The organism is Rhodococcus sp. H-CA8f (assembly GCF_002501585.1).
GTDB lineage: Bacteria > Actinomycetota > Actinomycetes > Mycobacteriales > Mycobacteriaceae > Rhodococcus_F > Rhodococcus_F erythropolis.
Window position 1 is genome coordinate 4,892,844 of sequence record NZ_CP023720.1, and the last position, 23,788, is coordinate 4,916,631.

40 protein-coding genes are annotated in these 23,788 nt (G+C 60.7%); 23 read left to right on the forward strand and 17 right to left on the reverse strand.

The features are described from left to right. The first annotated feature begins 21 nt into the window (after positions 1 to 21). Positions 22 to 744, forward strand: coding sequence for a hypothetical protein (locus CPI83_RS22700; RefSeq protein WP_097387744.1), 723 nt, complete (start codon positions 22 to 24; stop codon positions 742 to 744). A gap of 33 nt (positions 745 to 777) precedes the next feature. Here CPI83_RS22700 and CPI83_RS22705 read toward each other — a convergent pair whose 3' ends face one another. The 9 genes from CPI83_RS22705 to CPI83_RS22745 form a co-directional block, all read right to left on the reverse strand. After that, positions 778 to 975, reverse strand: coding sequence for a CsbD family protein (locus tag CPI83_RS22705; protein WP_019747449.1), 198 nt, complete (start codon positions 973 to 975; stop codon positions 778 to 780). A gap of 100 nt (positions 976 to 1,075) precedes the next feature. Beyond that, entirely contained in the window at positions 1,076 to 1,339 is a 264-nt protein-coding gene (locus CPI83_RS22710; RefSeq protein ID WP_003943661.1) for a GlsB/YeaQ/YmgE family stress response membrane protein, read from the reverse strand. A 409-nt stretch (positions 1,340 to 1,748) separates the two neighbouring features. After that, positions 1,749 to 2,333 (reverse strand): hypothetical protein, encoded by a 585-nt coding sequence (locus tag CPI83_RS22715; RefSeq protein ID WP_097387745.1) that lies wholly within the window; start codon positions 2,331 to 2,333, stop codon positions 1,749 to 1,751. Then, positions 2,330 to 2,899, reverse strand: a complete 570-nt coding sequence (locus CPI83_RS22720; RefSeq protein WP_019747451.1) for a DUF6286 domain-containing protein — start codon at positions 2,897 to 2,899, stop codon at positions 2,330 to 2,332. Before CPI83_RS22720 ends, CPI83_RS22715 begins: the two co-directional genes overlap by 4 nt. After that, positions 2,896 to 3,288 (reverse strand): Asp23/Gls24 family envelope stress response protein, encoded by a 393-nt coding sequence (locus CPI83_RS22725; RefSeq protein WP_019747452.1) that lies wholly within the window; start codon positions 3,286 to 3,288, stop codon positions 2,896 to 2,898. The genes CPI83_RS22720 and CPI83_RS22725 overlap by 4 nt, the downstream gene beginning before the upstream one ends. After that, complete coding sequence (locus CPI83_RS22730; RefSeq protein WP_003943629.1) at positions 3,281 to 3,460, reverse strand: hypothetical protein; 180 nt, start codon at positions 3,458 to 3,460, stop codon at positions 3,281 to 3,283. Before CPI83_RS22730 ends, CPI83_RS22725 begins: the two co-directional genes overlap by 8 nt. Before the next feature lie 38 nt (positions 3,461 to 3,498). Then, on the reverse strand, positions 3,499 to 3,687 hold the full coding sequence (locus CPI83_RS22735; protein ID WP_223258031.1) for a hypothetical protein: 189 nt from the start codon (positions 3,685 to 3,687) through the stop codon (positions 3,499 to 3,501). A 70-nt stretch (positions 3,688 to 3,757) separates the two neighbouring features. Beyond that, positions 3,758 to 4,042 (reverse strand): hypothetical protein, encoded by a 285-nt coding sequence (locus tag CPI83_RS22740; protein WP_021343181.1) that lies wholly within the window; start codon positions 4,040 to 4,042, stop codon positions 3,758 to 3,760. Further along, complete coding sequence (locus tag CPI83_RS22745) at positions 4,039 to 4,503, reverse strand: Asp23/Gls24 family envelope stress response protein (RefSeq protein WP_003943699.1); 465 nt, start codon at positions 4,501 to 4,503, stop codon at positions 4,039 to 4,041. The genes CPI83_RS22740 and CPI83_RS22745 overlap by 4 nt, the downstream gene beginning before the upstream one ends. A gap of 186 nt (positions 4,504 to 4,689) precedes the next feature. Here CPI83_RS22745 and CPI83_RS22750 point away from each other — a divergent pair, with 186 nt between their 5' ends. Both CPI83_RS22750 and CPI83_RS22755 read left to right on the forward strand, forming a co-directional pair. Further along, positions 4,690 to 5,268, forward strand: coding sequence for an RNA polymerase sigma factor (locus CPI83_RS22750; protein ID WP_020968728.1), 579 nt, complete (start codon positions 4,690 to 4,692; stop codon positions 5,266 to 5,268). Next, entirely contained in the window at positions 5,265 to 5,756 is a 492-nt protein-coding gene (locus CPI83_RS22755) for a hypothetical protein (protein WP_225989303.1), read from the forward strand. The genes CPI83_RS22750 and CPI83_RS22755 overlap by 4 nt, the downstream gene beginning before the upstream one ends. Positions 5,757 to 5,976: 220 nt before the next feature. Here CPI83_RS22755 and CPI83_RS22765 read toward each other — a convergent pair whose 3' ends face one another. Further along, on the reverse strand, positions 5,977 to 6,225 hold the full coding sequence (locus tag CPI83_RS22765; RefSeq protein ID WP_019747457.1) for a hypothetical protein: 249 nt from the start codon (positions 6,223 to 6,225) through the stop codon (positions 5,977 to 5,979). Between the two features lie 165 nt (positions 6,226 to 6,390). Here CPI83_RS22765 and CPI83_RS22770 point away from each other — a divergent pair, with 165 nt between their 5' ends. The 4 genes from CPI83_RS22770 to CPI83_RS22785 all read left to right on the forward strand — a co-directional run bounded on the left by CPI83_RS22770 (position 6,391) and on the right by CPI83_RS22785 (position 9,256). Next, positions 6,391 to 6,579, forward strand: a complete 189-nt coding sequence (locus CPI83_RS22770) for a PI-type proteinase (protein ID WP_228117918.1) — start codon at positions 6,391 to 6,393, stop codon at positions 6,577 to 6,579. Positions 6,580 to 6,838: 259 nt separating this feature from the next. Beyond that, positions 6,839 to 7,258, forward strand: coding sequence for an STAS domain-containing protein (locus CPI83_RS22775; RefSeq protein WP_019747460.1), 420 nt, complete (start codon positions 6,839 to 6,841; stop codon positions 7,256 to 7,258). After that, positions 7,255 to 8,742, forward strand: coding sequence for a trehalose-6-phosphate synthase (locus tag CPI83_RS22780; RefSeq protein ID WP_019747461.1), 1,488 nt, complete (start codon positions 7,255 to 7,257; stop codon positions 8,740 to 8,742). Before CPI83_RS22775 ends, CPI83_RS22780 begins: the two co-directional genes overlap by 4 nt. Positions 8,743 to 8,878: 136 nt before the next feature. Beyond that, positions 8,879 to 9,256 carry a hypothetical protein gene (locus tag CPI83_RS22785; RefSeq protein WP_019747463.1) on the forward strand — a complete coding sequence of 126 codons (378 nt, stop codon included), beginning with the start codon at positions 8,879 to 8,881 and terminating at the stop codon, positions 9,254 to 9,256. A 24-nt stretch (positions 9,257 to 9,280) separates the two neighbouring features. Here CPI83_RS22785 and CPI83_RS22790 read toward each other — a convergent pair whose 3' ends face one another. Continuing rightward, positions 9,281 to 9,583 carry a MerR family transcriptional regulator gene (locus tag CPI83_RS22790; protein ID WP_003943719.1) on the reverse strand — a complete coding sequence of 101 codons (303 nt, stop codon included), beginning with the start codon at positions 9,581 to 9,583 and terminating at the stop codon, positions 9,281 to 9,283. Between the two features lie 358 nt (positions 9,584 to 9,941). Here CPI83_RS22790 and CPI83_RS31030 point away from each other — a divergent pair, with 358 nt between their 5' ends. The 5 genes from CPI83_RS31030 to CPI83_RS22810 all read left to right on the forward strand — a co-directional run bounded on the left by CPI83_RS31030 (position 9,942) and on the right by CPI83_RS22810 (position 12,160). Next, positions 9,942 to 10,100 (forward strand): hypothetical protein, encoded by a 159-nt coding sequence (locus tag CPI83_RS31030; protein WP_003943664.1) that lies wholly within the window; start codon positions 9,942 to 9,944, stop codon positions 10,098 to 10,100. A gap of 84 nt (positions 10,101 to 10,184) precedes the next feature. Next, positions 10,185 to 10,730 (forward strand): DNA starvation/stationary phase protection protein, encoded by a 546-nt coding sequence (locus CPI83_RS22795; protein ID WP_097387746.1) that lies wholly within the window; start codon positions 10,185 to 10,187, stop codon positions 10,728 to 10,730. 73 nt (positions 10,731 to 10,803) lie between these two features. Beyond that, positions 10,804 to 10,938, forward strand: a complete 135-nt coding sequence (locus tag CPI83_RS31365) for a hypothetical protein (RefSeq protein WP_020968725.1) — start codon at positions 10,804 to 10,806, stop codon at positions 10,936 to 10,938. A gap of 48 nt (positions 10,939 to 10,986) precedes the next feature. Then, entirely contained in the window at positions 10,987 to 11,658 is a 672-nt protein-coding gene (locus tag CPI83_RS22805; protein ID WP_097387747.1) for an ANTAR domain-containing protein, read from the forward strand. 190 nt (positions 11,659 to 11,848) lie between these two features. Next, a complete protein-coding gene (locus CPI83_RS22810; protein ID WP_037120154.1) occupies positions 11,849 to 12,160 on the forward strand; it encodes a WhiB family transcriptional regulator in 312 nt (103 codons plus the stop codon). Between the two features lie 9 nt (positions 12,161 to 12,169). Here CPI83_RS22810 and CPI83_RS22815 read toward each other — a convergent pair whose 3' ends face one another. Continuing rightward, positions 12,170 to 12,607, reverse strand: coding sequence for a hypothetical protein (locus CPI83_RS22815; protein ID WP_029254688.1), 438 nt, complete (start codon positions 12,605 to 12,607; stop codon positions 12,170 to 12,172). A 236-nt stretch (positions 12,608 to 12,843) separates the two neighbouring features. On the opposite strand from CPI83_RS22815, the gene CPI83_RS22820 reads away from it, so the two are divergent. Together CPI83_RS22820 and CPI83_RS22825 are read left to right on the forward strand one after the other, a co-directional pair. Then, positions 12,844 to 13,278: an anti-sigma factor gene (locus CPI83_RS22820; protein ID WP_097387748.1), complete on the forward strand. Its 435-nt coding sequence runs from the start codon at positions 12,844 to 12,846 to the stop codon at positions 13,276 to 13,278. A gap of 95 nt (positions 13,279 to 13,373) precedes the next feature. Then, positions 13,374 to 14,093 carry a SigB/SigF/SigG family RNA polymerase sigma factor gene (locus CPI83_RS22825; protein WP_223258034.1) on the forward strand — a complete coding sequence of 240 codons (720 nt, stop codon included), beginning with the start codon at positions 13,374 to 13,376 and terminating at the stop codon, positions 14,091 to 14,093. Positions 14,094 to 14,108: 15 nt separating this feature from the next. On the opposite strand, the gene CPI83_RS22830 is transcribed toward CPI83_RS22825, so the two are convergent. Then, positions 14,109 to 14,357 (reverse strand): hypothetical protein, encoded by a 249-nt coding sequence (locus tag CPI83_RS22830; protein WP_020968722.1) that lies wholly within the window; start codon positions 14,355 to 14,357, stop codon positions 14,109 to 14,111. 317 nt (positions 14,358 to 14,674) lie between these two features. Here CPI83_RS22830 and CPI83_RS22835 point away from each other — a divergent pair, with 317 nt between their 5' ends. The 3 genes from CPI83_RS22835 (at position 14,675) to CPI83_RS22845 (ending at position 16,696) form a co-directional block, all read left to right on the forward strand. Further along, positions 14,675 to 15,112, forward strand: a complete 438-nt coding sequence (locus tag CPI83_RS22835; RefSeq protein ID WP_019747471.1) for an STAS domain-containing protein — start codon at positions 14,675 to 14,677, stop codon at positions 15,110 to 15,112. 86 nt (positions 15,113 to 15,198) lie between these two features. Continuing rightward, a complete protein-coding gene (locus CPI83_RS22840) occupies positions 15,199 to 16,176 on the forward strand; it encodes a YhjD/YihY/BrkB family envelope integrity protein (RefSeq protein WP_003943713.1) in 978 nt (325 codons plus the stop codon). Positions 16,177 to 16,492: 316 nt separating this feature from the next. Beyond that, on the forward strand, positions 16,493 to 16,696 hold the full coding sequence (locus tag CPI83_RS22845; RefSeq protein WP_003943666.1) for a cold-shock protein: 204 nt from the start codon (positions 16,493 to 16,495) through the stop codon (positions 16,694 to 16,696). A 128-nt stretch (positions 16,697 to 16,824) separates the two neighbouring features. Here the strand turns inward: CPI83_RS22845 and CPI83_RS22850 are convergent, their stop codons facing one another. Further along, entirely contained in the window at positions 16,825 to 17,064 is a 240-nt protein-coding gene (locus CPI83_RS22850) for a CDGSH iron-sulfur domain-containing protein (protein WP_019747472.1), read from the reverse strand. On the opposite strand from CPI83_RS22850, the gene CPI83_RS22855 reads away from it, so the two are divergent. Then, entirely contained in the window at positions 17,065 to 18,114 is a 1,050-nt protein-coding gene (locus tag CPI83_RS22855; RefSeq protein WP_029254686.1) for an iron-containing redox enzyme family protein, read from the forward strand. On the opposite strand, the gene CPI83_RS22860 is transcribed toward CPI83_RS22855, so the two are convergent. Next, positions 18,071 to 18,769 (reverse strand): HemK2/MTQ2 family protein methyltransferase, encoded by a 699-nt coding sequence (locus tag CPI83_RS22860; RefSeq protein WP_060939089.1) that lies wholly within the window; start codon positions 18,767 to 18,769, stop codon positions 18,071 to 18,073. The two genes, CPI83_RS22855 and CPI83_RS22860, sit on opposite strands and share 44 nt — an antisense overlap. A gap of 110 nt (positions 18,770 to 18,879) precedes the next feature. On the opposite strand from CPI83_RS22860, the gene CPI83_RS22865 reads away from it, so the two are divergent. The 5 genes from CPI83_RS22865 to CPI83_RS22885 all read left to right on the forward strand — a co-directional run bounded on the left by CPI83_RS22865 (position 18,880) and on the right by CPI83_RS22885 (position 22,870). Beyond that, positions 18,880 to 19,647 carry a GAF and ANTAR domain-containing protein gene (locus CPI83_RS22865; RefSeq protein ID WP_047890189.1) on the forward strand — a complete coding sequence of 256 codons (768 nt, stop codon included), beginning with the start codon at positions 18,880 to 18,882 and terminating at the stop codon, positions 19,645 to 19,647. Positions 19,648 to 19,867: 220 nt separating this feature from the next. Further along, positions 19,868 to 20,572: a glycosyltransferase gene (locus CPI83_RS22870; RefSeq protein ID WP_019747476.1), complete on the forward strand. Its 705-nt coding sequence runs from the start codon at positions 19,868 to 19,870 to the stop codon at positions 20,570 to 20,572. After that, positions 20,569 to 21,507, forward strand: coding sequence for an acyl-CoA dehydrogenase (locus CPI83_RS22875; protein WP_019747477.1), 939 nt, complete (start codon positions 20,569 to 20,571; stop codon positions 21,505 to 21,507). The genes CPI83_RS22870 and CPI83_RS22875 overlap by 4 nt, the downstream gene beginning before the upstream one ends. Then, a complete protein-coding gene (locus CPI83_RS22880) occupies positions 21,504 to 22,259 on the forward strand; it encodes a PIG-L family deacetylase (RefSeq protein WP_232816785.1) in 756 nt (251 codons plus the stop codon). Before CPI83_RS22875 ends, CPI83_RS22880 begins: the two co-directional genes overlap by 4 nt. Continuing rightward, positions 22,256 to 22,870, forward strand: coding sequence for an SAM-dependent methyltransferase (locus CPI83_RS22885; protein WP_019747479.1), 615 nt, complete (start codon positions 22,256 to 22,258; stop codon positions 22,868 to 22,870). Before CPI83_RS22880 ends, CPI83_RS22885 begins: the two co-directional genes overlap by 4 nt. A gap of 52 nt (positions 22,871 to 22,922) precedes the next feature. On the opposite strand, the gene tatA is transcribed toward CPI83_RS22885, so the two are convergent. Then, a complete protein-coding gene (gene tatA, locus CPI83_RS22890) occupies positions 22,923 to 23,099 on the reverse strand; it encodes a Sec-independent protein translocase subunit TatA (RefSeq protein WP_019747480.1) in 177 nt (58 codons plus the stop codon). Then, entirely contained in the window at positions 23,099 to 23,770 is a 672-nt protein-coding gene (locus CPI83_RS22895) for a Rid family hydrolase (protein WP_020968713.1), read from the reverse strand. Before CPI83_RS22895 ends, tatA begins: the two co-directional genes overlap by 1 nt. Positions 23,771 to 23,788 lie beyond the last annotated feature (18 nt).

The window sequence follows — 23,788 nt, forward strand, 5'->3', positions numbered from 1 at the left end:
GAATTCTCAGACAAGGAAGCTGTGACGCTCAATTCGATCATCCCCGCCGGCAAGAGCGCCATCGGAAAGCTGGTCGGCGCACCGTTCTACTTCGCATCATCGCTGCGCATGGCCAGGGTTTTTCACCCGCACGGGATCGAACTGAAGGGAACATTGAAGCCGGCCACCCCGTGGTGGCCGGTAACGGAGTCGTCGACGATTACCGTCACCGCTCGAATGTCGAAAGCACTCGGAATTCCGGGAGACCTACCCGACATACTTGGCCTGGCGCTTCGGTTGCACAATGTCGGCGCAGATGAAAACCCGTGGGACATTCTTCTCGCAACATCAGGACTTTCTACCTTCTCGAAAATGTTTCCAGCTCCGGCTTTCTCGTGGAACGGCGCGAGATACAGCACACTGGTTCCTTACTCACGCGCGGGCGGGGCCGCGGCGTGGCTGATCGTGACACCGCGCGGCGTCCACCCGGCCGGCACTTCTTTGTCTGCATTAAAAGCTGCGGTCGATCATTCCCCGCTGCACTTCTCCGTGTACCTCGCGAGAGTTCAACTTCAGTTGATACCGATCGGACATCTCTGTCTCGACGAAGTCGAGGACCACCCGGATTGCCTCCAGCCGTCCTTCGATCCGATCCTGAACAGGCCGGCACACATGCGCATGCTTCCGGAGTGGCTCGCGGAAACGCGGAAGCTAGCGTATCGCGGTAGCCGCGACGGCCGAGGAGACACACAAAAGCGCGGTTGACCGGACATGCCGGTCAACCGCGCCGAAACTCATTCAGCTTGTGAACTTGTCCTTGATATCCGAGACCTTGTCACTGACAGTGTCTCCGGCCTTCTTGACCTTTGCCTCGCCCTGATCGGCAACACCTTCGGCAGCCAGATCGTCATTGCCCGTGGCATTTCCGATCTTTTCCTTGGCTTCGCCGATGAGATCCTCAGCGCGGTGCTTTGCCTTGTCGATGAAGTCAGACATGTGTTTCTCCTTCTTGAATTCGGTGTGGATTCGGTCGTGCGTTCGGCCGTGGGATTCGGCCGTGGGATTCAGTCGAACTCGAACTGCGTGGACAAATGTGTCAGCGCTTTCCGGTGACTGCCTTGACCAGGAACAGCAAGATGACTGCACCGAGAAGGCAAGTGAGGAAGCTGAAGATCCAGCCTGCACCCTCGACATCGACGCCGAAGACTCGAAGCAGGAAACCACCGATCAGGCCGCCGATCACACCGACAACGATGTTGAGGAAGATCCCCTGCTGCGCATCGGTTTTCATGATCTTACTGCCGATCCAACCCGCCAGCCCACCGATGATGATCCAGGCGATGATACCGAGAGGAAGCATTTGAACTCCTTAGAGTAAAGAGGGACGGCGCAATGAGTGACTGCCGGTGAAGGGAGAGTTCCGAGCGATCGGCCCGCGCAACTAGACCGTGATCGCGGGTTGTGTTTGCACACAACCGGACTCTCCGCCGCACGACGCGGGGGATCGTGCACTCAGTAGCAGCCACATTGTCTGCTTACCTTTCTATCAGGTGTTCACGACAGAACCAAAATGACTGGCGATTCACCACATACGAGAAACGACACTCACCGACGCGCACATGATCAGCGTCACTACGATCGCGATCGCCATCGAAGTGACGGTCGCAAGGAGCACCGTGACACACAGTGCCACAGCAACATCCATGACTCTGTGCACGATCGGGAGGTCTACCAATACCCGGTCACCGGGAGGCTCAAACCTCGATTGATCAGAGAGTTCTCGGCTCATCGCGTTTCGCGCTTTCCACGGCGATGCGAGTTCTGGTCGCGACGGATGGATCACCGACCATCGACTCGACTTGATCCCCCGTGTCAGTGACGCGAGAAATCAACTCGGACAACGTTTCCGATCCGGATACGACGCTACGTGTCAATGTCACTCGCAAATCGATCGTGCGAACTCCACGATCGAGCAACGCTTTTCCTCGGACACGCGACACTTCGTCGAAGTCCTCCAGTGATGCGCTCGCCCCTTCCGCCACCGCACCCAGATCCGCGGTGATGGAATTGTGCGAGTTCGACCCAGGGACCGTGATCTCCTTCACCCGACGCAGCGGCACATGCGCGATCAACCACCGCAACGCGAGGAGGACTAGCAGTACTCCCCCAGCTCCGACAGCCCATGGCCACCACGAGTGATCGACAAGATCTTCAGCCCACGGGATCTCGATACGCGCCGGGAAATCCTTGATCACGTCGCGATTCCACAGGATCGCTGCAACTCCCAGCGCTATCGCGAGCATCCCCACGACGCATGTCGCCACGCGATCCATCGCCGTCGCCGTCCGAGTCATGACAGTGATCCCGTCTGGATACGAACCTTGATTCGCGGCGATGGTGACAGCGACCCGGCCAAGTCCCCCAGCACCGCACGGATTTCCGATTCAGCGGTGGCGGCTCCATCGGGCGTGACCGAGGCCTTCACTTCCAGCTTGCGCCGGGTCGCGTGGGACGAAGCGGATCGAACCTGGGCCAGTGACTCGACGCGAACAGACGCTATCGCCGCTACATCGGCGGGATCGATCCATGTATTCGCGACTCCGACCAAGGCATTGGCAGTCTTTCGTCGCGGTTTGAGTCCGAGGATGACGAACCACAGGCCGAGAACGACGGCTGCGATCCCCGCCGGCAACATCCAACCCTGGTACGCGAGCCCGTCCACATATGCGGCAGCACTTGGTATCCACTGCGACCCGGTGATCACGCCGGTATCCACCAGCGCGTCGCGGACGCCGACCACGCCGAGCGCAAGTAGCGCCGCGGCGATGAGGAATCCCGTGACGGCCGATCCGGGCGCCGCAAGGGGAACAGGAGCAGCAGCCCTCGAGGCAGTGGGTGGTGCGACCTTGTCGGCGGTCATCGCACTTTCCTTCCCGCGTCACGCTTGGTCGATGCCGGGAGAACGCTCACGATCGCCACGTCCACGCCGTCTACGTCCAGGCCCGATACAGACTGCAACTGGGTTGTCACGTTCTCTCGCACCGCGGTACCGATGACCGACAAGGATCCGGGCCACTCGATCGCGATGTCCACCTTGGCCCGTACCCGCTTGCCGGATACCAGCACTCGCGCCCTCGGCAATTCGCGCCCGGTCAGTTTGTCCATGCCGGCGGCGTGATGGCGCACCCCCGGGGTTCCGCGCGTCGCCTCGAGAACCAACTTCTGCGCGACTCTGTCTCGAATCGTCAGCGTTCCGCGATCGCCCGGCTCACCAAGCACAGACGACTCCGGTCGAGCTGTCTCAGCCACGTCCGCGACCCTTCAGCATCACACCGAGATCGAACTCGCCGTCACGCTGACCACCGACGAGGTATCCGATCACACCGAGAACCAGAGCGATGAGGAATCCGGTGAAACCGCCTGCAGCAGCTGCGACTCCGAGAAGTAGTCCTGCCAGTAGGCCGACAGTCGAGGTGGTCATGTGAATCCTCCGTTGTGGATGATGTTCGATGGTGCCTGTCAGATCTCGGTGTAGGTCTTTGCACCCGGAAACCGAGCGCGCACCCGGGTGTACTGGGCCCGAACGGGTTTGGCTATCTGTCGCATCGTGCCGCGCAGCGACGTGCGCACAACCACACCGATCGGGGATGCGAAGTCCCGGTCGACGCGTTCGAGTGCTCGATTGAGCGCGTCGGCAGATCCGCCCACGTCGGGGTGGTAGTTCCTGATCGCCTCTCGGCGTGCGGATCGTCGATCAGGACCTGAACCCCGAGAGTGCTCAGGCATCGCGTCCACGACCGACTACGTCTTCCACTGTCACGTTCACGGGGCCTGTAACGAGTCCTGAAACCGCTTGGCGGATACGTAAAGCCGTGTCTCGAACGGCGGCGTCGGCGAAGATGCACACATGGATGTCTGTCGACGACTCCGTCACCCGCACGCCGACGACGCGGCGACCGGGGAGGTACGTGCCAACCTCGCCGAACATTCCGGCATGAAGCGAGGCGACCCCAGGCACCCCCGTCACAGCCGCCGCGATGGTGTCAGCGATTTCGGAACTCACTGCACCCGTGCAGTCTTGGGCTCGCCCGTTTCGTCGTCGCTGCCCTCGTCGAGGTGGACGTCGTGAACTGTGATGTTCACCTCGGTCACCTCGAGACCCGTCATCCGTTCGAGCGCCGCAATGACGTTGCGGCGAATGCCGGTGGCCAGATCGGCGAGCGATACGCCGTACTCGGCCACGATGTCGATGTCGACCGCTGCCTGCTTTTCGCCGACCTCGACCGATACTCCCTGGGAGTGGTTGACACTCGCGCCGGGGATCCGCTCGCGCAGTGCCCCGACAACCCGGGACGCTCCGCCGCCAACGTCGTACACACCGCTCACCTCTCGCGTGGCGATGCCGGCAATCTTCGAGACAACGGTGTCGGCGATCGACGTCTTTCCTTGAGAGCTCACGAGAGCCGAGTCGTTCGATGATGCAACATCCTTCGTAGATGCTGTCGCAACCTGTGTGCTGACCATTGTCATCTCCTCCTGTTGATCGATCTACCTGTGTAGTCGTCACTCGAAGGCAAAACCGAATGCCCCAGTCAGGTGACGTGCATCACTGACACTTGTTAGTTACTGTCCGTAACATTCAACGCCCCGGCCGGGCGAACAATCTTCGAACGCAGCCGAGTTTTCCGCATTTCCGCGAGAGGAGCGACTGTGGCGTTACCGCACACACAGGGGCTCACCGAAGCACCTGACGGCTTGGACACCGCAACGGTGGACGCTGCGATACTCGGCGACCGAGAAGCATTCGAGTCACTGGTGCACTACTACGGACCTGCACTTCACCGCTATGCGCGTCGAATGCTCGCAGATGAAGGCGACATTCTCGAGGTAGTCCAGGACACCTTCGTGGCCGCGTGGCGCCGACTCGATTCATTTCGTGGCGAATCGTCGATGCGAACATGGCTTTTCGCGATCTGTTCCCGAAAGATCGTGGACAGCTATCGAATCAAGAGAGCGCAACCGATCGACGACAAGCTGCTGGATCCTCTCGTGCCGTCTCCCGAGGCCGGCCCGTTCGACACGACCTCGAACGCCGCGTTCCTGGAGGCACTGGAAGAAGCGTTGGGTGAATTGCCTTATCGCCAGCGTGCGGCCTGGACGCTGCGAGAGGTGGAGATGCTCACGTTCGTTCAAATCGGCAAGATTCTGAGACTCACTCCGGATGCAGTGCGAGGGCATCACCATCGTGCACGGGCTAACCTGAGTGAACGAATGACGAGGTGGCGATGACTGAATCACGAACCGACGCATTGATGGCGCACGCATCCGACGTCCTGCGGAACGCTCCCGAGCCAGGCTGGGATCGAATCAGCGACAAGGTGATCCGGGCGCTACGGTCGACCTCGGCGTCCGGTTGGCCGCTCGACGCACACGCGTCCGAAGGTCCACGTCTAGGCACGGTGTCGGTGAGCGATCACGTACTCCGCACCCATTTGGCCGCCGAGATACGTTCTCGACACCACTGCTCGCCGAGCAGTATCGAGTTCTTCGTCGACGGCCACGAAATACGTTCACTACGTATCGAACTGGCAGCGCCATACGGAGTGGATCTGGCCGAACTGTCGGACCGGGTTCGATTCACCGTCGTCGATGTCGTTCACCTGATCCTCGGTGACATGGACCCACCCGTCTCTGCAGAGAGCGTCCACATCGCCGTAGTCGACATCGTGGATGATCTACCTGCCGAGGAGAACACCAAAAGCCACTCCGAGCACTAGGTGTTTGTTCGGCAAGTGTTTGGGAACCCGGCACTCATGACCACGCCCCCACCACCGGATCCGGGCCCCGTCCCCGACCCGGGGTCGCCGACACCACCCGCGCCGGCACCACCCGATCCGCTGAATCCCCCGCCCGTGCCACCGACTCCGACGCCACCGAACCCGTATCCCCCGGATCCGATCCCGCAGATCTGAAGTCAGCTGCCCCGAACTTCAGACTTCAGCCGCCGAGTTCGGCGATCATCTCGCTCAACGATTCTGCGGCGATACGTAGTTCACCTTCGTCGGGGTTGTCGGGCGAGGATGGTAGGCGCTCGGCCAACTGCTCGCGAGTGACAAGCGAGATACCATCGAGGCCGAACCCTTCTTCATCGGGGACGTAGATCTCGATCTCACCCCCAACCGCTACCAATTCCGAATGGGGCCCGCTGCCCAGCAGTGCACGCAGGTGTTCGGTCGTCACGGTCATATGGTTCACGTGAAATCTCCTGCTTCGGTGACAGCTGACTTTGCTGGTATGGCTCGACGTGACGTACTGGCTCGACGTGACGTACTACCCCTATTGAGTACCCCTCGCGGGTGAGCAAGAAACGACAAGTACATGAACACCAACCTTCAGAGAGACGCAGCCACCATGAGTGAACGAAATTCCACCGACCGCACTGATCAGACGGACGAGCCGCAGACCACCGGCACCGACCACGGTCCCGGAACCGGGGCCGATGCCGCACACAAGGACGTTCAGACCGATCCGTCGGGCGAGCGTACGTGGGCCGACGAGGGTGGAGCCTCGAGTACCGGCCCGGCAACCGACACCGACTGATCGCGCAAGAGCTCAGTCATCGGGACCAAGGTCCCGTGGGCCGACGCTCACGGGTCCTTGAAATCCTTACGGATCTAACGCTTTTCACCTGGGTTTTCGCGATGCGGTAAGGTAGGCACTCAGCACGGTTGAGTACCCAGCCGTTGAAGACGAGCACGGTTCGTGCGTTGCTTCCCGTGCCGTTTCCCGGTTTCGAACGAAACCGTTTCGAACCAGACCGTTCGAACGAACCGTTTCGAGCAATCCGTCAGGAGTTTCGATGAACGAGTTTTCGAGAACTACAGATGAGCGTACGGACAGTCCCCCCACATTCACCACGACGTGTGCGGAAAACATTCAATCACTCGTGGTCAGCGGCGAGATCGACGTCCGGTCCCGAGCTGATTTCGCTGCCTGCGTCGACGACCTGATCGGTGAGCGTCACCCGTTCGTACTCGACTGCTCGGACGTCCAGTTCATCTCCGTCGGAGGTCTTTCCATCATCGAGACTCTGTCGGCCAAGGCACGAAGGCTCGGCGTTCCTTGGACGCTCGTCGCAGCGCACCCCGTCAGGCGCCCGCTGTCTCTTCTGAAGATGGACGCAGACATCGTGTTCACCGACTCGACAGCCGAGGCGGTCACATACCTGTCCTCGACCACCGTGCTGGACGAGACCCTGGCGGAGCCGATGTCGGCGTGAGTACCGATCTCGAAAAGCTCTCCGAATTCGTCGTCGTCGCAAACCGACTACCCGTCGATCTCGAAACCGACGAGGACGGTGGCAAGAACTGGAAGCGAAGTCCGGGTGGACTCGTCACTGCTCTCGAACCCATCCTGCGACAGCGAGACGGCGCTTGGGTCGGCTGGCCGGGCGTCGCGGACGAGAAGGTAGATCCCATAGTGGTTGACGGCCTTCGTCTGTTTCCCGTCGAGCTGACCTCTCAGGACCTCGCCGAGTACTACGAGGGGTTCTCCAACGACACGCTGTGGCCGCTCTACCATGACGTCCTGGTGGCACCGACGTTCGAACGGTCGTGGTGGCACACGTACGTCGCGGTCAACCAGCGGTTCGCCGAGGAAACCGCCCGTTGCGCCGCGGACGGAGCCACCGTCTGGGTGCAGGACTATCAATTGCAACTCGTGCCGGCAATGCTGCGCGAACTGCGCCCGGACCTGACGATCGGGTTCTTCCTTCACATTCCGTTTCCTCCGGTCGAGCTCTTCATGCAGCTTCCGTGGCGCAAGGAGATCGTCAAGGGAATGCTGGGCGCCGATCTGATCGGCTTCCACTTGCCTGGTGGCGCAAACAATTTCCTGTTTTTGGCCCGAAAACTACTCGGACTCAAGACAACGACCGCGGGCGTCGGTGTTCGAAGTGCGCTCGGGCATGTGGATTTCGACTCTCGCGTCGTCAAGGTGGGGGCATTTCCCATCTCCGTCGATTCGGCCGAGCTGGAGCGCCAGTCGAAGAGCGAATCGGTCCTGCGCCGCGCACGCGAATTGAAGGAAGAGCTCGGAAATCCCGAAAAAATCCTGCTGGGAGTCGACCGCCTGGACTACACCAAGGGCATCGACCTGCGACTGCAAGCCCTCAAGGAACTCCTCGACGAGGGCCGCTTGGATCCGGAGAAGTACACGATGGTGCAGCTCGCCACGCCCAGTCGTGAACGCGTGCAACACTATATCGACCTTCGCAGTGTCATCGAGGAACAGGTGGGCCGCATCAACGGCGACCACAGTCAGATCGGCCGCCCCGTAGTTCACTACCTGTATCAGCCGGTCGACCGCGAAGAACTGATCGCACTGTTCGTCGCTGCCGACGTCATGCTCGTGACGCCGATGCGTGACGGGATGAATCTGGTGGCCAAGGAGTACGTGGCCTGCCGAGGCGACCTCGGAGGCGCTCTCGTTCTCAGCGAGTTCACCGGTGCTGCAATGGAATTACGACAGTCATACCTGGTCAACCCGCACGATTTGGACGGCGTGAAAAATACAATCCTGACCGCAGTTCATCAGGATCCGAAAGAGGGCCGTCGCCGTATGGCTGCGCTGCATCGCCAGGTCATGACGCATGATGTGCATCAGTGGGCCGAGTCGTTCCTGACTGCACTTTCGCCGCCCGAACCGCGCCCGGACAATCAGTTCGTCACGGAGCGCGAGTCTGACTTTGCACGCAACAACTGACCCCGTGGGCTTGCGTCAAGGGTGAGCGGAGACTCGAGCTAGGATTGGTTTCAGTTCATCGTCAAGCAGCGGCTGCGAACTGATCTCCTCAACATAGCCGTGCAATGCTGCATCGGCCCAGAAAGACAGGCCGACCATGCCCCTCACGGTGAAGTACTCCGAAACCTACAACGACGCTCTCATCGCGCTCGCTGCTGCTACTCATCGGCCGGCCAATGTGGTGAACCTGTTCGGCGAGTACGCCATTCGTGTCGATCTCGAATACAACCGTTATCTTCTGGCGACCAATACCGCGGCCGGACTCTCCGATCGACCCGACAACGGAGAATCGTGGCTGGTGCGGTTCTTCCAATCCGAAAACACCGACACACCGGATCGCCTCCTCGCGGAAGCGTCGCATCAATGGTTGGTCGATGCTTTGGACGCCGCGCTCGAACAGATCGAAGCGGCAGGCAACAAGATCTCCGCCGACGCGGACTTCGGCGACCCTACCCGCACCGAAACTCCATCCTGAACGGCATCGTATGGAGCAACGCTACTAGTCACCCTCGGCGGTCAACTGGCTGATTCGAGCCGCTAAGACTGCATTTTCGGCCTCCAGGGACAGAATCAGACGGATACCGACCAGATTGACTCCGTCGTCGATCAGCGCGGTGATTCGTCCGAGCGTATCCAGGTCGGCCTCGCTGTAACGGCGTGTACCGCCATCCGTGCGGGTTGGTGTGAGCAGGCCCCTTCGCTCGTAAAGGCGCAGCGTCTGAGGTCCTACCCCGGACAGTTCTGACATCACTGAGATCCCGTATACGCCGCGCAGCGCCCGGGTCTGGGATTCCGACGTCACTGGAACCTCCTAGTTCGGTGTCGGCTGTCTCAATCGGCGTCATCCGACCTTAGCATCATCACGCAGTGAATCTGACGCCCAGGACATAGATTCAAGCGTGTCCAGGGCCACTCATGACAAAAATCGTCGAGCCGAGAAGGCATGTAATGGCAGATCAAAGCCGATTTCGACAAGATCGCACAGCGAGCTTCCTTTAGCTGTCGAATCGAAGTAGCCTTGCCAATTATCTACATCGGCTGATATAGATTTTGTAGCACTTGAAAGCGCCATAACCGGCACTCGAAGGTGTAGAACACCCAGACGTCGGAGTCGGTGGTTCAGCCGACTCCCTCACGGCACACTCTTCACCGGGAGCAAGATGACGACGATCGACATCCCGCCCACACAGGGCGAGAGCACCACCGGCATCGGAATCACTGTTGCAAGCGCGACTTTGACAACCGAAGAGGTCAAGCGCCGAATCGCGATGATGTACGGCGACCCGGTGACAGAGGAGCCAGTAGCACTCGCACACTGATCCTGACCGACACGCGATCCGATTGACGATGGCGCGAGACCGCCCCGTTCGCGGGCGATCCCCATCAAGACGAGAGGAAAACATATGTCCAAGTTCACCGTACCGGGACTGAGCAGCGCAGACGGTTCGTCCGTCGCCGATATTCTGCAGGAACGCCTCAGCGCCTACAACGACCTTCATCTGACGCTCAAGCACGTCCACTGGAACGTCGTCGGACCCAACTTCATTGGCGTGCACGAGATGATCGACCCACAGGTAGAGCTGGTTCGCGGCTACGCCGATGATGTGGCGGAACGTATCGCGGCACTGGGCAACTCCCCCAAGGGCACAGCGGGAGCGATCGAGCGCGATCGGACTTGGGACGACTACTCCGTCGGCCGCGACGACGCTCGCGCCCATCTGGCTGCGCTCGACCTCGTCTACACCGGGGTCATCACCGACAGCCGCACTGCAATCGACAACGTCGGCAAGATCGATCCGATCACAGAAGACATGCTGATCGGCCAAACGGCACAGTTGGAGAAGTTCCAGTGGTTCGTTCGTGCGCACCTCGAGAACTCCGGCGGCAGCCTCGTACACGAAGGCGCGTCCACCGAGCAGGATGCCGCAAACGAGGCGCGTCAGAACTGACGCTCCGTCCGCGATTTCGGCCGATCGGGGGTCGGCCGAAATCGCGATCCCCACAACAGGAAAGGGCAAGAGCATGTCTGCGGACTCGCGCGGCACGTCGGCACAAACGCGTCGCGAGTATCAGATGTTCGTGTTGCAACAGCGTTTGTTGTTCGGATCGATCGTGGCAGGCACCGCCCTTGGAGTTCTCGCGATCAATTACTTCTGAAATATCAGGGGCCGCAGCCGTCGAAGACAGGACAGAAACGACACAATCATGAGTTCGAGCACTCTCCGCTCGATCGTTCGAAGCGATCGATTTGCGGCAAGCACTTCTTCTCTTCTGCTCATGGACAGCGATTTCCGTATCCAGGGCGCAAACGACGAATACCTTGCCGTGTCCGGCCGCAGCCTCGATCAGTTGCACGGAGTGGAAGTGTTCGAAGCCTTCCCCGACAATCCCGACGACTCGTTTGCCGACGGAATCTTCTCGTTGACAGCGTCATTCGAGCGCACGATGCACTCCAGAACTCGGGACGCACTGCCGACTCAGCGTTACGACGTGCGCGATGAGCGAGGTAGTGGGCTGTTTGTCACGCGCTATTGGAATACGGTCAATTCCGCCGTCACCGATGATGACGGCAGGGTGATCGGAGTGCTTCATCGTGTGTACGAGGTTCAACGACCCCAGGCTCAGCAGTCCAGTTCAGCGTCAGACGTCCTCACCCGCCTTCGCGCGGAAAACGACGAACTGAGAAGAGCTTTGGATTCTCGGCCCGTGATCGAGCAGGCCAAGGGATTGCTGATGGCCGAGCGCGAGTGCTCGGCCGACCAAGCCTTCGACCTTCTGGTCGAGATGTCGCAGGAATGGAACGTCAAGTTGCGCGACATCGCCGGTGGTCTTGTCGCCGCAGCAGAGAGACGTGCCGTCGATCAAAAGAATTCCTGACGACCGGGATTCAAAGGTTGTACGGCTGGGTAATGACCGACCAGAGGTACCCCCGAAATCTTCCCCTCGAGGGAGGAGCCTCGAAGGTCCCGCCGGTTCAGGCCGGCGGGACCGAGCTTTGCCTTAACACCCGACCCGGATCCCCGATCCGAGTCGAGTTCGTCACGCAGCGAAGGGAACGTCCATGTTCATGCGCTCCTACACATCTCCCAGGCCCCTTGCCGACGAGTGGGATTGGCAGCTGTCCGGCACCTGCCGCGACACCGACCCCGCCCTGTTCTACGACGACACGAACGAGCGCGGCTCCAGGCGAGCGAAACGCGAGAGTTCGGCGAAGCTGGTGTGCGCCAGGTGTCCTGTCGTTCAGAGATGCCTCGTGCACGCCATCCAGACCGGGGAACCCCACGGTATCTGGGGCGGCATGACCGCGACCGAACGAGAATCGTTGCGTAAAGGTCGAACTGAACCACTGATCAGTGCCGCTGCGAACTCACCGGAGTAGGTGGCAACCTCAAGGCCTGGCCTCGTGATGTCGTAAACCGTGCGTGCGGCGTCGCTCCTTCATCTCGGCTTCGAAGAGGTGCGGCACTCCACCGGCCAGCTTGTCACGCACCACCTGTTCGCATTCGCGAAAGAAGGACCAGTAGTTCTCGTCGAACTCCTCGACCAGCTGGAAGGTCCAGCGCCCTTCGACCACGTTCCGGCCCATCAACTCTTTCTCGACCTGATCGGCCAGCTCGTCGTTACCGCTGGTTCGCAGTAGCTCTACGACCTCGTCGAGCATCAGATCTGCATGTCCGATCAGCTGATGGAAGTCGTACAGAGCGCCTCGCGCCCGCTCCACCGTTTCGAGGGCGTTCGACAACACCCCCGCTGCCTTCACCTCGTCGTCCGTGACGCCTTCCGGTCGTGCGTGTACGGGGATCTGCCTGTCCGCCTGAGTGCCCATGAAACGGACGTACCCGAACGGGTCACAAATGAAAGATGGGATTCGGTACGAGCGCACCACAGGTGATGTGTCTCACAATTCATCCTCTAGTTCGGGTAAAGAGGATTACTTCGCCGGGCGAAGGGTAATCGAAGGCCATGAATACTTCCGGGGTAGAGATGGCTGGCACGCATGGCCGGTACCGTTCCTTGCCTCGGTCCGCCGGAATTACGCCACATCTACCTACAGGAAGCCCCTTGATTCCTCTGTCGAGTCCGACCGAAGCCGAACTTACTCACGACTCCATTGCCTCGCTCCGCGTCCGAGCGTCGTACTCCCAACTGCCGACTCTGCGCGGAATCACCCGGACGGTTGCCAACAACACCGGATTGGACGTCGACGGGACAGCCGACCTTGCTCTGGCGATTGACGAAGTCGCGAGCATCCTCATCGGCCATGCGATACCGTCCAGCGACTTGACCTGCCGATTCGAGACCTACGGTCGCACTCTTCGGATCGTCGTGTCGGTGATCGCACACTCCGAAATACCCGACAAGTCCCACAGCTTCGGATGGTTCGTTCTCGAAGCACTGGTCGACTCGGTCCGTTTGGAGCAATCGGAAATCGACGCGGACGGTCACATCACCCTGACGATGACGCTTGAAAAGGGCTTGCTCCAGGAGCGTGCGTGACCGCTGTCCCACCGGACGATACTGTCCCACCGGGCAAGGCTGTACCACCGGACAAGAAGGACCAGTACGAACTAGCTGTCGAATTGTTCGTCTCGATGGCTTCGCTTCCACCGGATGATCCGACCCGAGAAAAGATCACCAACTCGATCATCGAACTGTGCCTACCGCTCGCCACCCACGTTGCACGTCGCTACCAGGGGCGCGGCCAACCTTTCGAGGACTTGGAACAAGTTGCGCGCGTGGGGTTGGTACAGGCTGTGCAGCGATTCGACGTAGACAAAGGATCGGATTTCCTGTCGTTCGCAGTCCCCACCGTAATGGGTGAGGTACGCAAGCATTTTCGCGATCACGGCTGGTCCGTACGCGTACCTCGCAGCCTTCAGGAACGACATCTTGCCCTCAACCGGGCGCTCACGTCGTTGTCGCAGACGCTCGGCCGTGCACCGACGGTAGCGGAACTTGCGACGGAGCTCGACATCGAGCCGGACGAGGTCGAACAGGGGTTGACCGCCGGAAATTCGTATCGAACCACACCGCTCGACACCGCGTCAGCCGGCGACGGGAGCGGACTGACTCTGATCGATACTTTGGGACAGTACGACGAAGCGATCAGTCGGATCGACAATCACGAAACCCTGCGACCCGCGCTCCTTGCACTACCGGAGCGCGAGCGCACGATCGTGGTTCTCAGATTCTTCGGTCATCTCACCCAGTCCCAGATTGCCGAAAAGATCGGCATCTCTCAGATGCATGTATCCAGAATCCTCACTCAGACACTGAAGCAGCTGCGCACCGAGATGGGTGAAATCTTCTGAAGTAGGTCCCCAGGATCAGATGTATTCCTGCGCAAGACGTTCCATCTCGTCTCGGTCAATGAGCCCGGGCTGGCCGATGTCGAGAGCCTCGAGATACTTGTTGGCGAGACGGTAATCGTGCCCCCACCGGCCGTGCTCGCCGTCCTGCTCGGTGCGCTGAACACTGGAACCGGGCGGAACCTCGTCCTGCAGACCGTTGGTCTCCGCGCCGATCAGTGTGTCGAGCTTGGTCGAGATGGCCGTGAGTGCATCGCGGTCGTTCATCTGAAATCCCTTCGTCAGGTGGCGCTGATCCCCAACCATACCGAAGTGTCGAGCCAAAAACATTGCACCGCTTAATGTTCGACTACAAGCCTGGACCGATCCAAGCCCTCGAGCTACACTGAGCGATACCGAGGTTGAGAATACAGCCGGGGCTGAAGCCGCTGGCGCTCGGTTCGCATCAGGACTCTGGATTCAGGTCACAACTTCCTGCGTACATCCATTGGGCTCAATGCTTTCCACACCTGGACTCTTCCACTTTCCGTGCCGCCAGGTCGGTCGTCAGCCTTTCGACGAAAAGCACACAGACCGGATCTGCCATGAATCTGAATGAACTCGACCACACAGCGATCGATTTCGTCGATCCCTCAACACAATTGGGTCCGATCGTGGACACACAAGGCTTCGCAGCCTGGCGGATAACGCCCTCGACAGTCCTGATCCAGGTCGACGTCGACCTCGATAAACTGTCCGCCCCAGAACTGAGAGAACTTCTCAACTCGTACGCTGCGGAGTGGTCCCGCGTCATTCTCGACCTGTCCAACTCACTGTTCGTCGGTGCGGTCTGCCTCGAACTGTTCGCCGAACTGAACTCCCGTTCACGAGCGCACGACTTCCAGTGGTCCGTCATCGGGTCACACCCGCTTCGACGCTTGCTTCGGGCCGCACGGGCGGAAGAGGAATTTCCGGTCACCAACTCTGTCGAGGGAGCAATGCGCGCGCTCGCCGAAGCAGAAAAGTCACTCGAAGCCTCCTGACGCCAAGCCTGCACCGGCGTCGAGCGCCGCGCGCTCGCAGCGACTAAGGTTCGTCGGGCTGTCCGACGAGCTGAGAGAGACCGAGAATGACAATCGCCAAGCGCCTCGATGCCTTGCAACAGAAGCATCCGGCCCTGGGGTTCCCGATAGCGGTCCTCTACAAGTTCCTCGACGATCAAGGTGTTTATCTCGCCGCGCTGATCGCGTACTACGGCTTCGTCTCACTCTTCCCTCTTCTTCTGTTGCTCTCGACCATTCTCGGCTTCGTGCTCTCTGGCAACCCCGAGCTTCAGCAACAAATCTTGGACTCCGCTCTGCATCAGTTTCCGGTGATCGGTGACGATCTGGGCAATGCGCAACAGATCGGCGGCGGTGTCACAGGGCTGGTGATCGGAATCGTCGGTGGTCTCTACGGTGGCCTCGGTGTCGCTCTGGCTTGCCAGAATGCGATGAACACGGTGTGGTCGGTGCCCCGAAACATGCGACCGGATCCCATCCGCGGGCGTCTTCAAGGGTTACTGCTCCTGGGCACCATCGGTCTCGCGATCTTGGGGACCACCGCTGTCTCCAACATCGGCGGTGCGCTTCATCTGGGCGGTTCGTTCAGCTTCCTGTTGACCCTTGCGGTAGTCGTCTTGAATGCAGGCATCTTCATCGTCGCTTTCCGGCTCACCTGCGCCCGCCCGCTCTCGGTAGCCGATGTGGCGCCTGGAGCGATCGCCGCTGCTGTTCTCTGGCAAGCACTTCAGTCCTTCGGTGCCCTCTACGTGACCTCCGTGGTGCGGGGTGCCTCCACCACCAATGGCGTCTTTGCCATCGTTCTGGGTTTGTTGGCCTTCTTGTTCCTCGCTGCCGCCTCGATCGTCATGTGCGCGGAAATCAACGTCGTGCGAGTCGACAAACTCCATCCGCGGGCGTTGTTGGCTCCGTTCACCGACAACACCGAACTCATCGAAGGCGATCGGCGTACCTTCGCCGATCAAGCAAAAGCCCAACGCGCGGTTCCCCACGAGAACATCCATGTGACGTTCGACGGGCACACCAAACCCGACGATTCGGACTGATCTCGATCCCGATCGAGTTGGGTATTTGGTCCCCTCCTGGGTATCAGGGTGGCATTCTGCGCCGCGAATCCAGATTTAACACAGGTGTTGTCATTTCGCGCTACATCGAAGCGACGAATACATCACAGCAGGTAAACGTGCATAGTTGAACAATCACCTGCTTCCGACGGGGTCCAGGAACGGGACAAACCCGTCAAATACTGCAACTCGCCATGCATGTAATTGGAGACAGAAAAAGAAGAGCATGGCAGGATCAGGTGTGAGACCGGACTCTCGATGGGAGGGCTCGGCTCGATGGATCCAGGAGAATTTGGTTATGGCTCAGGGCAGTGTCAAGTGGTTCAACGGTGAAAAGGGCTTCGGATTCATCGAGCAGGAAGGTGGCGGACCGGATGTGTTCGTTCACTACTCGGAGATCCAGGGCAGCGGCTACAAGTCCCTCGACGAGGGCCAGAAGGTCGAGTTCGAGATCGGACAGGGCCAGAAGGGCCCCCAGGCTCAGAACGTTCGCGCCATCTGAGTTCGATCCCAGTCTGACTTCAGACTGAAAAGGCTGGACGCTGCACCGCACGGTGCCGGCATCCAGCCTTTTCTTGGTTTCAGGGCCGTCTTGGTTTACGGGTCCGGCTCGTTCCGAGTTGGCCCCGGTTACGTCGCTCGCGCCCGCTTCTTCTTGTGGGAGCTGTCGCAGAACGGCGCGATGCCGGTCCGCCCGCATCGACACAAAGCAACCGTAGAGCGCTTGTTCTCTATCGGAGTGCCGTCGTCACGGAGCAACTCGAAGTCACCACGCACCAGCAGCGGGCCGTCCGAGCAGGCGGTTATGGTGGTGTTGTTACCGGCAACACTCGGTGTTTCGGCAGATGACGATTCGGGAAACGCGGTCATATGTCCTCTTCACTTCTCGATTCGGCCACTGGCGTGCCCACTTCCATGCCTGTTCCACAGGCTCGCGGCCCATTGAGCGCCACTCTCGTTTCCATTCTGCGCTCCTCGGCCGATCCGAGGGAGCTTACGGCTGCCGCTGACGCGTACGAGGTTGCACGGTCCATCGACCCCACCTACGACATTCTTCGAGACGACGACGCTCAGTTGACTCTGACGCTCCTCTACGAGCTTCATTTGCAGGGAATCGAGAACGTCTCGGACGCGTGGGAGTGGAATCTGGACCTGCTCGCGGCGAGGTCGCGTCTCGAGACGCATTTCGAGGCCGCCATCGTGGAACTCGTGGGAAAGGTTCCGTCGTCCGGTGACGTCGTAGCCGATTTGTGGGCGATGACGGCTCCCAGTGCAGGCCCCGGTCTGGCGTCCTTTATGGCGAAGGACGCCACAATCGATCAGTTCGCGGAGGTGCTGATTCACCGTTCGCTCAATCAGCTGCGTGAAGCGGATGTGCACACCCTTGGAATTTCGCGCCTCTCCGGTGCCGTCAAAGCAGCCCTCGTCGAAGTGCAGAGCGACGAGTACGGAGGGGGCAGCGCAGAGCGAATGCATTCGCGTCTTTTTGCCGACACCATGCGGGCTGTCGGCCTTTCGGACCGCTACGGCCACTACATCGATGCTGTTCCCGCGGTAACCTTGGCGTCGTTGAATGCTCTCTCGCTCTTCGGCTTTCATCGCCGACATCTCGGAGCGCTGGTCGGGCACCTGTGCGCCGTCGAGACCACGTCGGCGCTGCCGAGCAAACGGTACAGTGCCGGCTTGCGCCGACTCGGATTCGGTTCGGACGCGACACTGTTCTACGACGAGCACGTGGAAGCGGATTCCGTTCACGAACAGATCGCCGTTCGGGAACTTGCCGGCGGTCTTGCTTCTTCGCACCCGCACCGCACTGATGACATCTTGTTCGGCGCTGCAACGTGCCTCGCGTTCGACGACCTTCTCGGCGATCACCTCACATCGAGTTGGGAGAAGGGCGAGACTTCGTTGCGCGAATGATCACGAGTTGTTCGATTTCCTGACCGGTGGTGATCAACCCTCGTGCCTCGAGCATGGTGCGCCTCTCGCGCATCACGGGCCCGAAGGGAATGTACTTCCGGGCCGAGATCTCCACGGCCATACCGTGTTCCTCGAGTATCGCCCCGGTCTTGTCGACCCCACACAGTACCGACTGCAGAAGAAGTAGTGTGCCGCCGGGGACGAGTACCTCGTGAACGGTGGCCGCGATTCTGTCGATGAGGGCGCGTCCGTCCTTGCCTGCGTCCCAAGCCCGTTCGATTCCAGCGGTAGGTAGATCGTCTGCCAGTGCAGGGACGTACGGCGGGTTGGAGATCACCAGATCGAAGAGTTCGCCGTGTACCGCCTCGGTGAGGTCGCCGCGACGGGAATCGATCAAGGTTCCGTTGAGGATTCCGTTGAGACGAGCATTGGCACATGCTCGGCGAGATATGTCGACCGCGACGACGTGGCCTGCACCAGCCGCCGATGCCGCGACGGCGAGGGCGCCGGTCCCCGTGCACAGATCCAGGACCCGGCTGCGAGCGGTGAGGTGCTCGAACAGCAGCGCATCCGCCAGTAACGACGTGTCATGTTGCGGTCGATACACACCAGGTAGTCGCAGGATCATCATCGGCTCCTCTTTTTCAGGCGACATCGCACATCGCTGCGTGCGGCTACCCAGGAACCTCGGATTTCATGCGAACATCGCAGCATCGACTGCCCGGAACGGTTACATCGTCGCAGTTTGCGGAGTAGACCTGAGTCATGACAGGCAATGCGGACGCTCCTCAGGTAGCCGCGGCGTTTGCTTCCGCAGCAGATTCGCTCGACACACTCGCCGAAGCGATTGCCGGACTCCGGTCCAGTCTGAACACGGACGAGCATCTCGACTCCATGCTCCAACGTCTGGCCGAGACCGCGGTCAAAGCACTGCCTGACGCCGATGCTGTCAGCGTGACGGTGTTGTCCACCGATGGCCCACGAACTGCTGCGTCCACCGCGGACTACCTTTCCGAGATAGATGACGCCCAGCACTCCGCTGATCGTGGTCCGTGCGTTGACGCCGCGCGCACGGTGTCCTCGGTTCGGGCAAAGGTGGGTGATCACGTCGACGAATGGCCGGAATTCACCGACGAAGCCCGCAAACAAGGCGTCCGGTCCTACTTGTCCGTGCCGATCACCATGGGCGAAGGGAACACCGAGCTGCTCGGCGCTTTCAACGTCTACGGATTCGCCTCGACAGAGTTCAAGGCCTTCGACGAAGAGTTGATGAAATTGTTCACCGCCGGTGCGGGCGCGGCGATCGCAGATTCACGACGCTGGCGTCAAGCACACGAGCACATCGCACAGTTGCACTGCGCCATGGAATCTCGGGCCGAGATCGAACAAGCCAAAGGTGTCCTGATCGCCGTCCACGGCATCGACGCCGAGGAAGCATTCAGCCGTCTTGTGCAGCAATCGCAGAACACCAACGTGAAACTGCACGAGGTTGCCCGGATGCTCATCGATTCGGTGCGCCACCGCCGGCTCTGAAGATTCTTCGGTGCAAAACCCCGTTTTGCACCCGAAAACCCCGTCTTGTACCCCGAAGTCACAGTTCCCAAACGCATCCAGAGATGTTTCACCGAAACAGTTTTCGACCTGCGTGACTGCTGGCGGTCGAGCGGCGGCACTCGTCCGAAATGTGGTTATCTGTTGAGAACCGGGACGAAAGAAGACCCGACCGTACCAGGGTGAGGAAAGGATCGTCACTGTGCCAATCGACCAGGTTCTTGTCGTAGTTCCCGCCCACAACGAAGCCGAAGACCTCCCCAGTTGCCTTCGCGCACTCGCAACAGCGGCGTCGGCTTGCGTTGTCCCCGTCCGACTGGTTGCCGTCCTCGACAACTGTTCGGACGGAACCGCCGGTGTCATCCCCGACGGGGTCGAAGTACTTCGCGTCGAGCACCAGAACGTCGGACGTTCGCGAGCGACGGGCTTTTCCGAGTTCGGCCGAGAGTTGGGAGCTTCGGCGTGGTTCACCACCACCGATGCAGATTCGGTGGTCGGCCCCACCTGGATTGCGCGCCAATTGGAGTATGCGCGTACTGCGGACGTCGTCGCGGGAACCGTACGCATCGCGGATTGGGAAGGCCATCCACACTCCGTTCGTGAACGATACGAACGTATGTACCACGCACATCCATATGGCCGACACGGTCACGTCCACGGGGCCAACCTCGGTGTCCGCGCGGATATGTACTGGAGCGTCGGAGGATTCTCCGATCTCGAAGAAGACGAGGACGTCGATCTCGTCCGGCGGTTGAGCGAGGCTGGTGCCTGTATCGCATGGGCAGAAGACATTGCGGTCACCACGTCTGCGCGTCTCGACGGCCGAACTCCGGGCGGCTTTGCCGGACATATCCGTAACCTGGGTTGTACGACCGCCGATAACGAAGAAGCGGAGCTGGCACGATGAAACGACTACACACACTCCTGGACGCAGGTGGACTGTACTTGCCGCTTCCCGGCGGCGGCGCGACAGCCGCGCGGTGGACCTCCCTGGCAGAGCTCACGCGCGAGAATGTGGTTCTCGGGCGGATGGCTGAGGCTCACACCGATGCCGTCGCGATACTCACCGAACTCGACGGGCCGGATCCCGAACCCGGGCAGCTGTGGGGAGTGTGGGCGGCCGAGCCACCCGAACCTGTGGTGAATGCGTCTGAGCACGTAGGGATCTGGACGCTCACCGGCCGCAAATTGTGGTGTTCCGGTGCCAACACCTGCACGCATGCACTGATCACCGCCTTGGTCGACGGAGTACCCTCACTCTTCGCAGTTGAGCTCGGACTACCTGGGGTGCATCCCGTTCCCGATTCGTGGAAGGCCGTCGGTATGGCCGAAAGCGACTCCAGCGCGGTCGACTTCGACATGGTTCCGGCGATACCGGTCGGGACGGCAGGCGACTACCTGAGCAGGCCGGGGTTCTGGCACGGCGCGATAGGCGTGGCTGCATGTTGGTACGGCGGTGCCTGCGGCGTTGCAGATCCGTTGTACGACAAGGCTGCAAGCAGCGACGATCCCTACCTACTCGCCCACCTCGGCGCGGTCGATGCGGCGCTGGCCGCAGCGCGCAACGCGCTCGCAGTCGCGGCGGCGGAGATCGACGCCGATCCTTTCGACGAAAATGCCGAGGCCATGCAGCGGGCACTCCGTGTGCGGGCAATTGTCGAGCGCGCCGCCACCGAGACCCTGGATCGGGTGGGACGCGCTCTCGGCGCCGCACCGCTCTGCATGGACGCCGAGCATGCCGCGCGGGTAGCCGACCTCACCGTCTACTTGCGGCAGAGCCACGCCGAGAAGGATCTCGCCGAACTGGGCCGGATTGCGGCCAAGGGGAAACGGCCGTGGTGAACTCGAAACTATTCGCACAGAAGCCTGTCGACGATGGCGGCACTCCCGAATCGACATGGCAGGAGTGGGAACGCAGCTTTCCGGAACTGGATCTCACCGGGTGCTCGCGATTGATCGTCGTCGCTCCCCATCCCGACGACGAAATACTCGGACTGGGTGGAACTGCGCTTCTCGCAACGCTTTCCGGCATCGACGTTCACGTGGTGTCTGTCACCGACGGTGGAGCCTCACATCCCGATTCACCAACAGTGACTCAGCCTGAGATGGAACATCTCAGGCGGTCCGAGTCGGATCGAGCAGCGCGTGTACTCGGAATTCCCGCACCGGTTCGATTGAGCCTTCCAGACGGGAAGATCAGGGAGAACCGACAGGAGTTGACCGACCGTCTCAGCTCGATTCTCGGTGATTCCTCGACGGGTACCTGGTGCGCCTCGACATGGCGCGGGGACGGCCACCCCGACCATGAAGCCACCGGGGAGGCAGCGGCGAAGGCCTGCGCGGACACTGGATCACGATTGATCGAGTACCCCATCTGGGCGTGGCATTGGGCTGAGCCGGATCATGCAGCAGTCCCGTGGGAAAGGGCCAGAAGAGTGGCCTTGCCCTCCGACGTTCAGGCTGCAAAATCCGCTGCTGCCAATGAGTTCACTTCACAGATCGCCCCGCTTTCCGACCATCCCGCGGATGCCCCCATCCTCCCCCGACATGCGATGGAACGACTACTGCGACCGTACGAAACGGTGTTCGTATGACCGATCGTGAGCTTCCCGCGGACTACTTCGCCAAGATGTATGCGGCGCAATCCGATCCGTGGGACTTCGAATCCCGGTGGTACGAGCAGCGAAAGTACGCGCTCAGCGCCGCGATGCTCCCCAAACCTCGATACCGTCGCGCATTCGAACCGGGATGCTCGATCGGGGTTCTCACCGAGAAGTTGGCAGAGCGCTGCGACAGCGTTCTCGCCACCGACATCGTCCCGGCCGCACTCGAGAGCGCCCGTGCGCGGCTTACCGGACGTGATGCCGAATTTCGTCTGTGGGCGTTGGGTGACGACTGGCCCGACGAGACTTTCGACCTCGTCGTCATCAGCGAGGTCGGCTACTACCTGACCTTCGAAAAGCTGATCGAGGCAATGCTGCACGTCGTCGAGCATCTCGAGCCTGGTGGAACGCTGCTGTGCGCCCATTGGCGTCACGTCGTACCGGAGTATCCGCAGAACGGTGACGCCGTTCATTCGGCTGTGCGCCAGACACCGGGGTTGGCGCAGTTCGCGTCGTACCAGGACGAGGACGTGCTGATCGATGTCTTCGTGAAGGGTCCGCCGTCACCACCATCGGTAGCGCGTTCCGAAGGTCTGATCTAGAAGACCTGTGCGCGGTTGAGGAGTGTGGGGACTCCTCAACCGCGCACAGGGGTCAGTCTCGCTTCTCCAACGCGAGGTCCGTATCCGAGTGCAGTTCACCGACTTCGGTCTTGAGGATCCGCATCGACCTGCCAAGGCCGCGGGCCGCGTCGGGCAGCTTCTTCGAACCGAACAGCACCACGAGCACTACTGCGACGATTGCCCAGTGGGTCGGGCTGAGCGCGCCCATCAGGCGGGTTCCTTGCCATCGGGGTACACCGCGTCGACCTCTACCTCGACGAGCCAACCGGCAACGGGCAGTCCGGCAACCTCGAGGGCGAAGCGGGTGGGCCGAGCGCTGTTGCGCTCGATCGGAGCGATCGGCTCGGCAGTGCCCATCGGCACCAGCTCCGTATCACCGGTGTCGAGATTGGTATTGGCGAAGAACTGACGGTACGCGCGATTCCATCCTGTGTAGTCGGCCTTGTCCGACCCCGGCGCGTTGTCCAGGAAGACGCGCATCGTCACGACGTCTTCGAGACTCAATCCCTGGGCTTCGAGGTTGTCGCGGATCTTCTTGAGTACGTTGATGCCCTGCGCCTCGGTGACGGTGACCCCGGCAGGCAGAACTCCGCCGGAGAACTGGCCGTCGATGTACGACTCCGGCGAACCTTCCGGCGCCGCCTTGTTTCCTGCCGACGGGCCGATGCCGCTGGTCTTGTAGATCGCGGTGTCGCCGCCGATCGCGACACCCTGAGCGATCATCGGGTTTGCCTGCCCCGCTTCGAGAATCGATTTGGAGACGAACGAACTCGATGTGGTCTCGGCGTCCGCCTCATCAGACGAGCAGGCCGTGGCGAAGCCCAGTAGCGCGGTGGCGGCGAATGCCGCTGCAAGGACCTTGGTGCTGCGAGATTTCATGATGTGACCTCCAGAGAA

Bases quoted from the DNA above. Each gene is read 5' to 3' on its own strand.
- CPI83_RS22705 (WP_019747449.1), bottom strand. From the start codon at position 975: ATGTCTGACTTCATCGACAAGGCAAAGCACCGCGCTGAGGATCTCATC.
- CPI83_RS22710 (WP_003943661.1), bottom strand. From the start codon at position 1,339: ATGCTTCCTCTCGGTATCATCGCCTGGATCATCATCGGTGGGCTGGCG.
- CPI83_RS22715 (WP_097387745.1), bottom strand. From the start codon at position 2,333: ATGACTCGGACGGCGACGGCGATGGATCGCGTGGCGACATGCGTCGTG.
- CPI83_RS22720 (WP_019747451.1), bottom strand. From the start codon at position 2,899: ATGACCGCCGACAAGGTCGCACCACCCACTGCCTCGAGGGCTGCTGCT.
- CPI83_RS22730 (WP_003943629.1), bottom strand. From the start codon at position 3,460: ATGACCACCTCGACTGTCGGCCTACTGGCAGGACTACTTCTCGGAGTC.
- CPI83_RS22745 (WP_003943699.1), bottom strand. From the start codon at position 4,503: ATGGTCAGCACACAGGTTGCGACAGCATCTACGAAGGATGTTGCATCA.
- CPI83_RS22755 (WP_225989303.1), top strand. From the start codon at position 5,265: ATGACTGAATCACGAACCGACGCATTGATGGCGCACGCATCCGACGTC.
- CPI83_RS22765 (WP_019747457.1), bottom strand. From the start codon at position 6,225: ATGACCGTGACGACCGAACACCTGCGTGCACTGCTGGGCAGCGGGCCC.
- CPI83_RS22770 (WP_228117918.1), top strand. From the start codon at position 6,391: ATGAGTGAACGAAATTCCACCGACCGCACTGATCAGACGGACGAGCCG.
- CPI83_RS22775 (WP_019747460.1), top strand. From the start codon at position 6,839: ATGAACGAGTTTTCGAGAACTACAGATGAGCGTACGGACAGTCCCCCC.
- CPI83_RS22785 (WP_019747463.1), top strand. From the start codon at position 8,879: ATGCCCCTCACGGTGAAGTACTCCGAAACCTACAACGACGCTCTCATC.
- CPI83_RS31030 (WP_003943664.1), top strand. From the start codon at position 9,942: ATGACGACGATCGACATCCCGCCCACACAGGGCGAGAGCACCACCGGC.
- CPI83_RS22795 (WP_097387746.1), top strand. From the start codon at position 10,185: ATGTCCAAGTTCACCGTACCGGGACTGAGCAGCGCAGACGGTTCGTCC.
- CPI83_RS31365 (WP_020968725.1), top strand. From the start codon at position 10,804: ATGTCTGCGGACTCGCGCGGCACGTCGGCACAAACGCGTCGCGAGTAT.
- CPI83_RS22805 (WP_097387747.1), top strand. From the start codon at position 10,987: ATGAGTTCGAGCACTCTCCGCTCGATCGTTCGAAGCGATCGATTTGCG.
- CPI83_RS22810 (WP_037120154.1), top strand. From the start codon at position 11,849: ATGCGCTCCTACACATCTCCCAGGCCCCTTGCCGACGAGTGGGATTGG.
- CPI83_RS22815 (WP_029254688.1), bottom strand. From the start codon at position 12,607: ATGGGCACTCAGGCGGACAGGCAGATCCCCGTACACGCACGACCGGAA.
- CPI83_RS22825 (WP_223258034.1), top strand. From the start codon at position 13,374: ATGGCTTCGCTTCCACCGGATGATCCGACCCGAGAAAAGATCACCAAC.
- CPI83_RS22830 (WP_020968722.1), bottom strand. From the start codon at position 14,357: ATGAACGACCGCGATGCACTCACGGCCATCTCGACCAAGCTCGACACA.
- CPI83_RS22835 (WP_019747471.1), top strand. From the start codon at position 14,675: ATGAATCTGAATGAACTCGACCACACAGCGATCGATTTCGTCGATCCC.
- CPI83_RS22840 (WP_003943713.1), top strand. From the start codon at position 15,199: ATGACAATCGCCAAGCGCCTCGATGCCTTGCAACAGAAGCATCCGGCC.
- CPI83_RS22845 (WP_003943666.1), top strand. From the start codon at position 16,493: ATGGCTCAGGGCAGTGTCAAGTGGTTCAACGGTGAAAAGGGCTTCGGA.
- CPI83_RS22850 (WP_019747472.1), bottom strand. From the start codon at position 17,064: ATGACCGCGTTTCCCGAATCGTCATCTGCCGAAACACCGAGTGTTGCC.
- CPI83_RS22855 (WP_029254686.1), top strand. From the start codon at position 17,065: ATGTCCTCTTCACTTCTCGATTCGGCCACTGGCGTGCCCACTTCCATG.
- CPI83_RS22860 (WP_060939089.1), bottom strand. From the start codon at position 18,769: ATGTCGCCTGAAAAAGAGGAGCCGATGATGATCCTGCGACTACCTGGT.
- CPI83_RS22865 (WP_047890189.1), top strand. From the start codon at position 18,880: ATGACAGGCAATGCGGACGCTCCTCAGGTAGCCGCGGCGTTTGCTTCC.
- CPI83_RS22875 (WP_019747477.1), top strand. From the start codon at position 20,569: ATGAAACGACTACACACACTCCTGGACGCAGGTGGACTGTACTTGCCG.
- CPI83_RS22885 (WP_019747479.1), top strand. From the start codon at position 22,256: ATGACCGATCGTGAGCTTCCCGCGGACTACTTCGCCAAGATGTATGCG.
- tatA (WP_019747480.1), bottom strand. From the start codon at position 23,099: ATGGGCGCGCTCAGCCCGACCCACTGGGCAATCGTCGCAGTAGTGCTC.
- CPI83_RS22895 (WP_020968713.1), bottom strand. From the start codon at position 23,770: ATGAAATCTCGCAGCACCAAGGTCCTTGCAGCGGCATTCGCCGCCACC.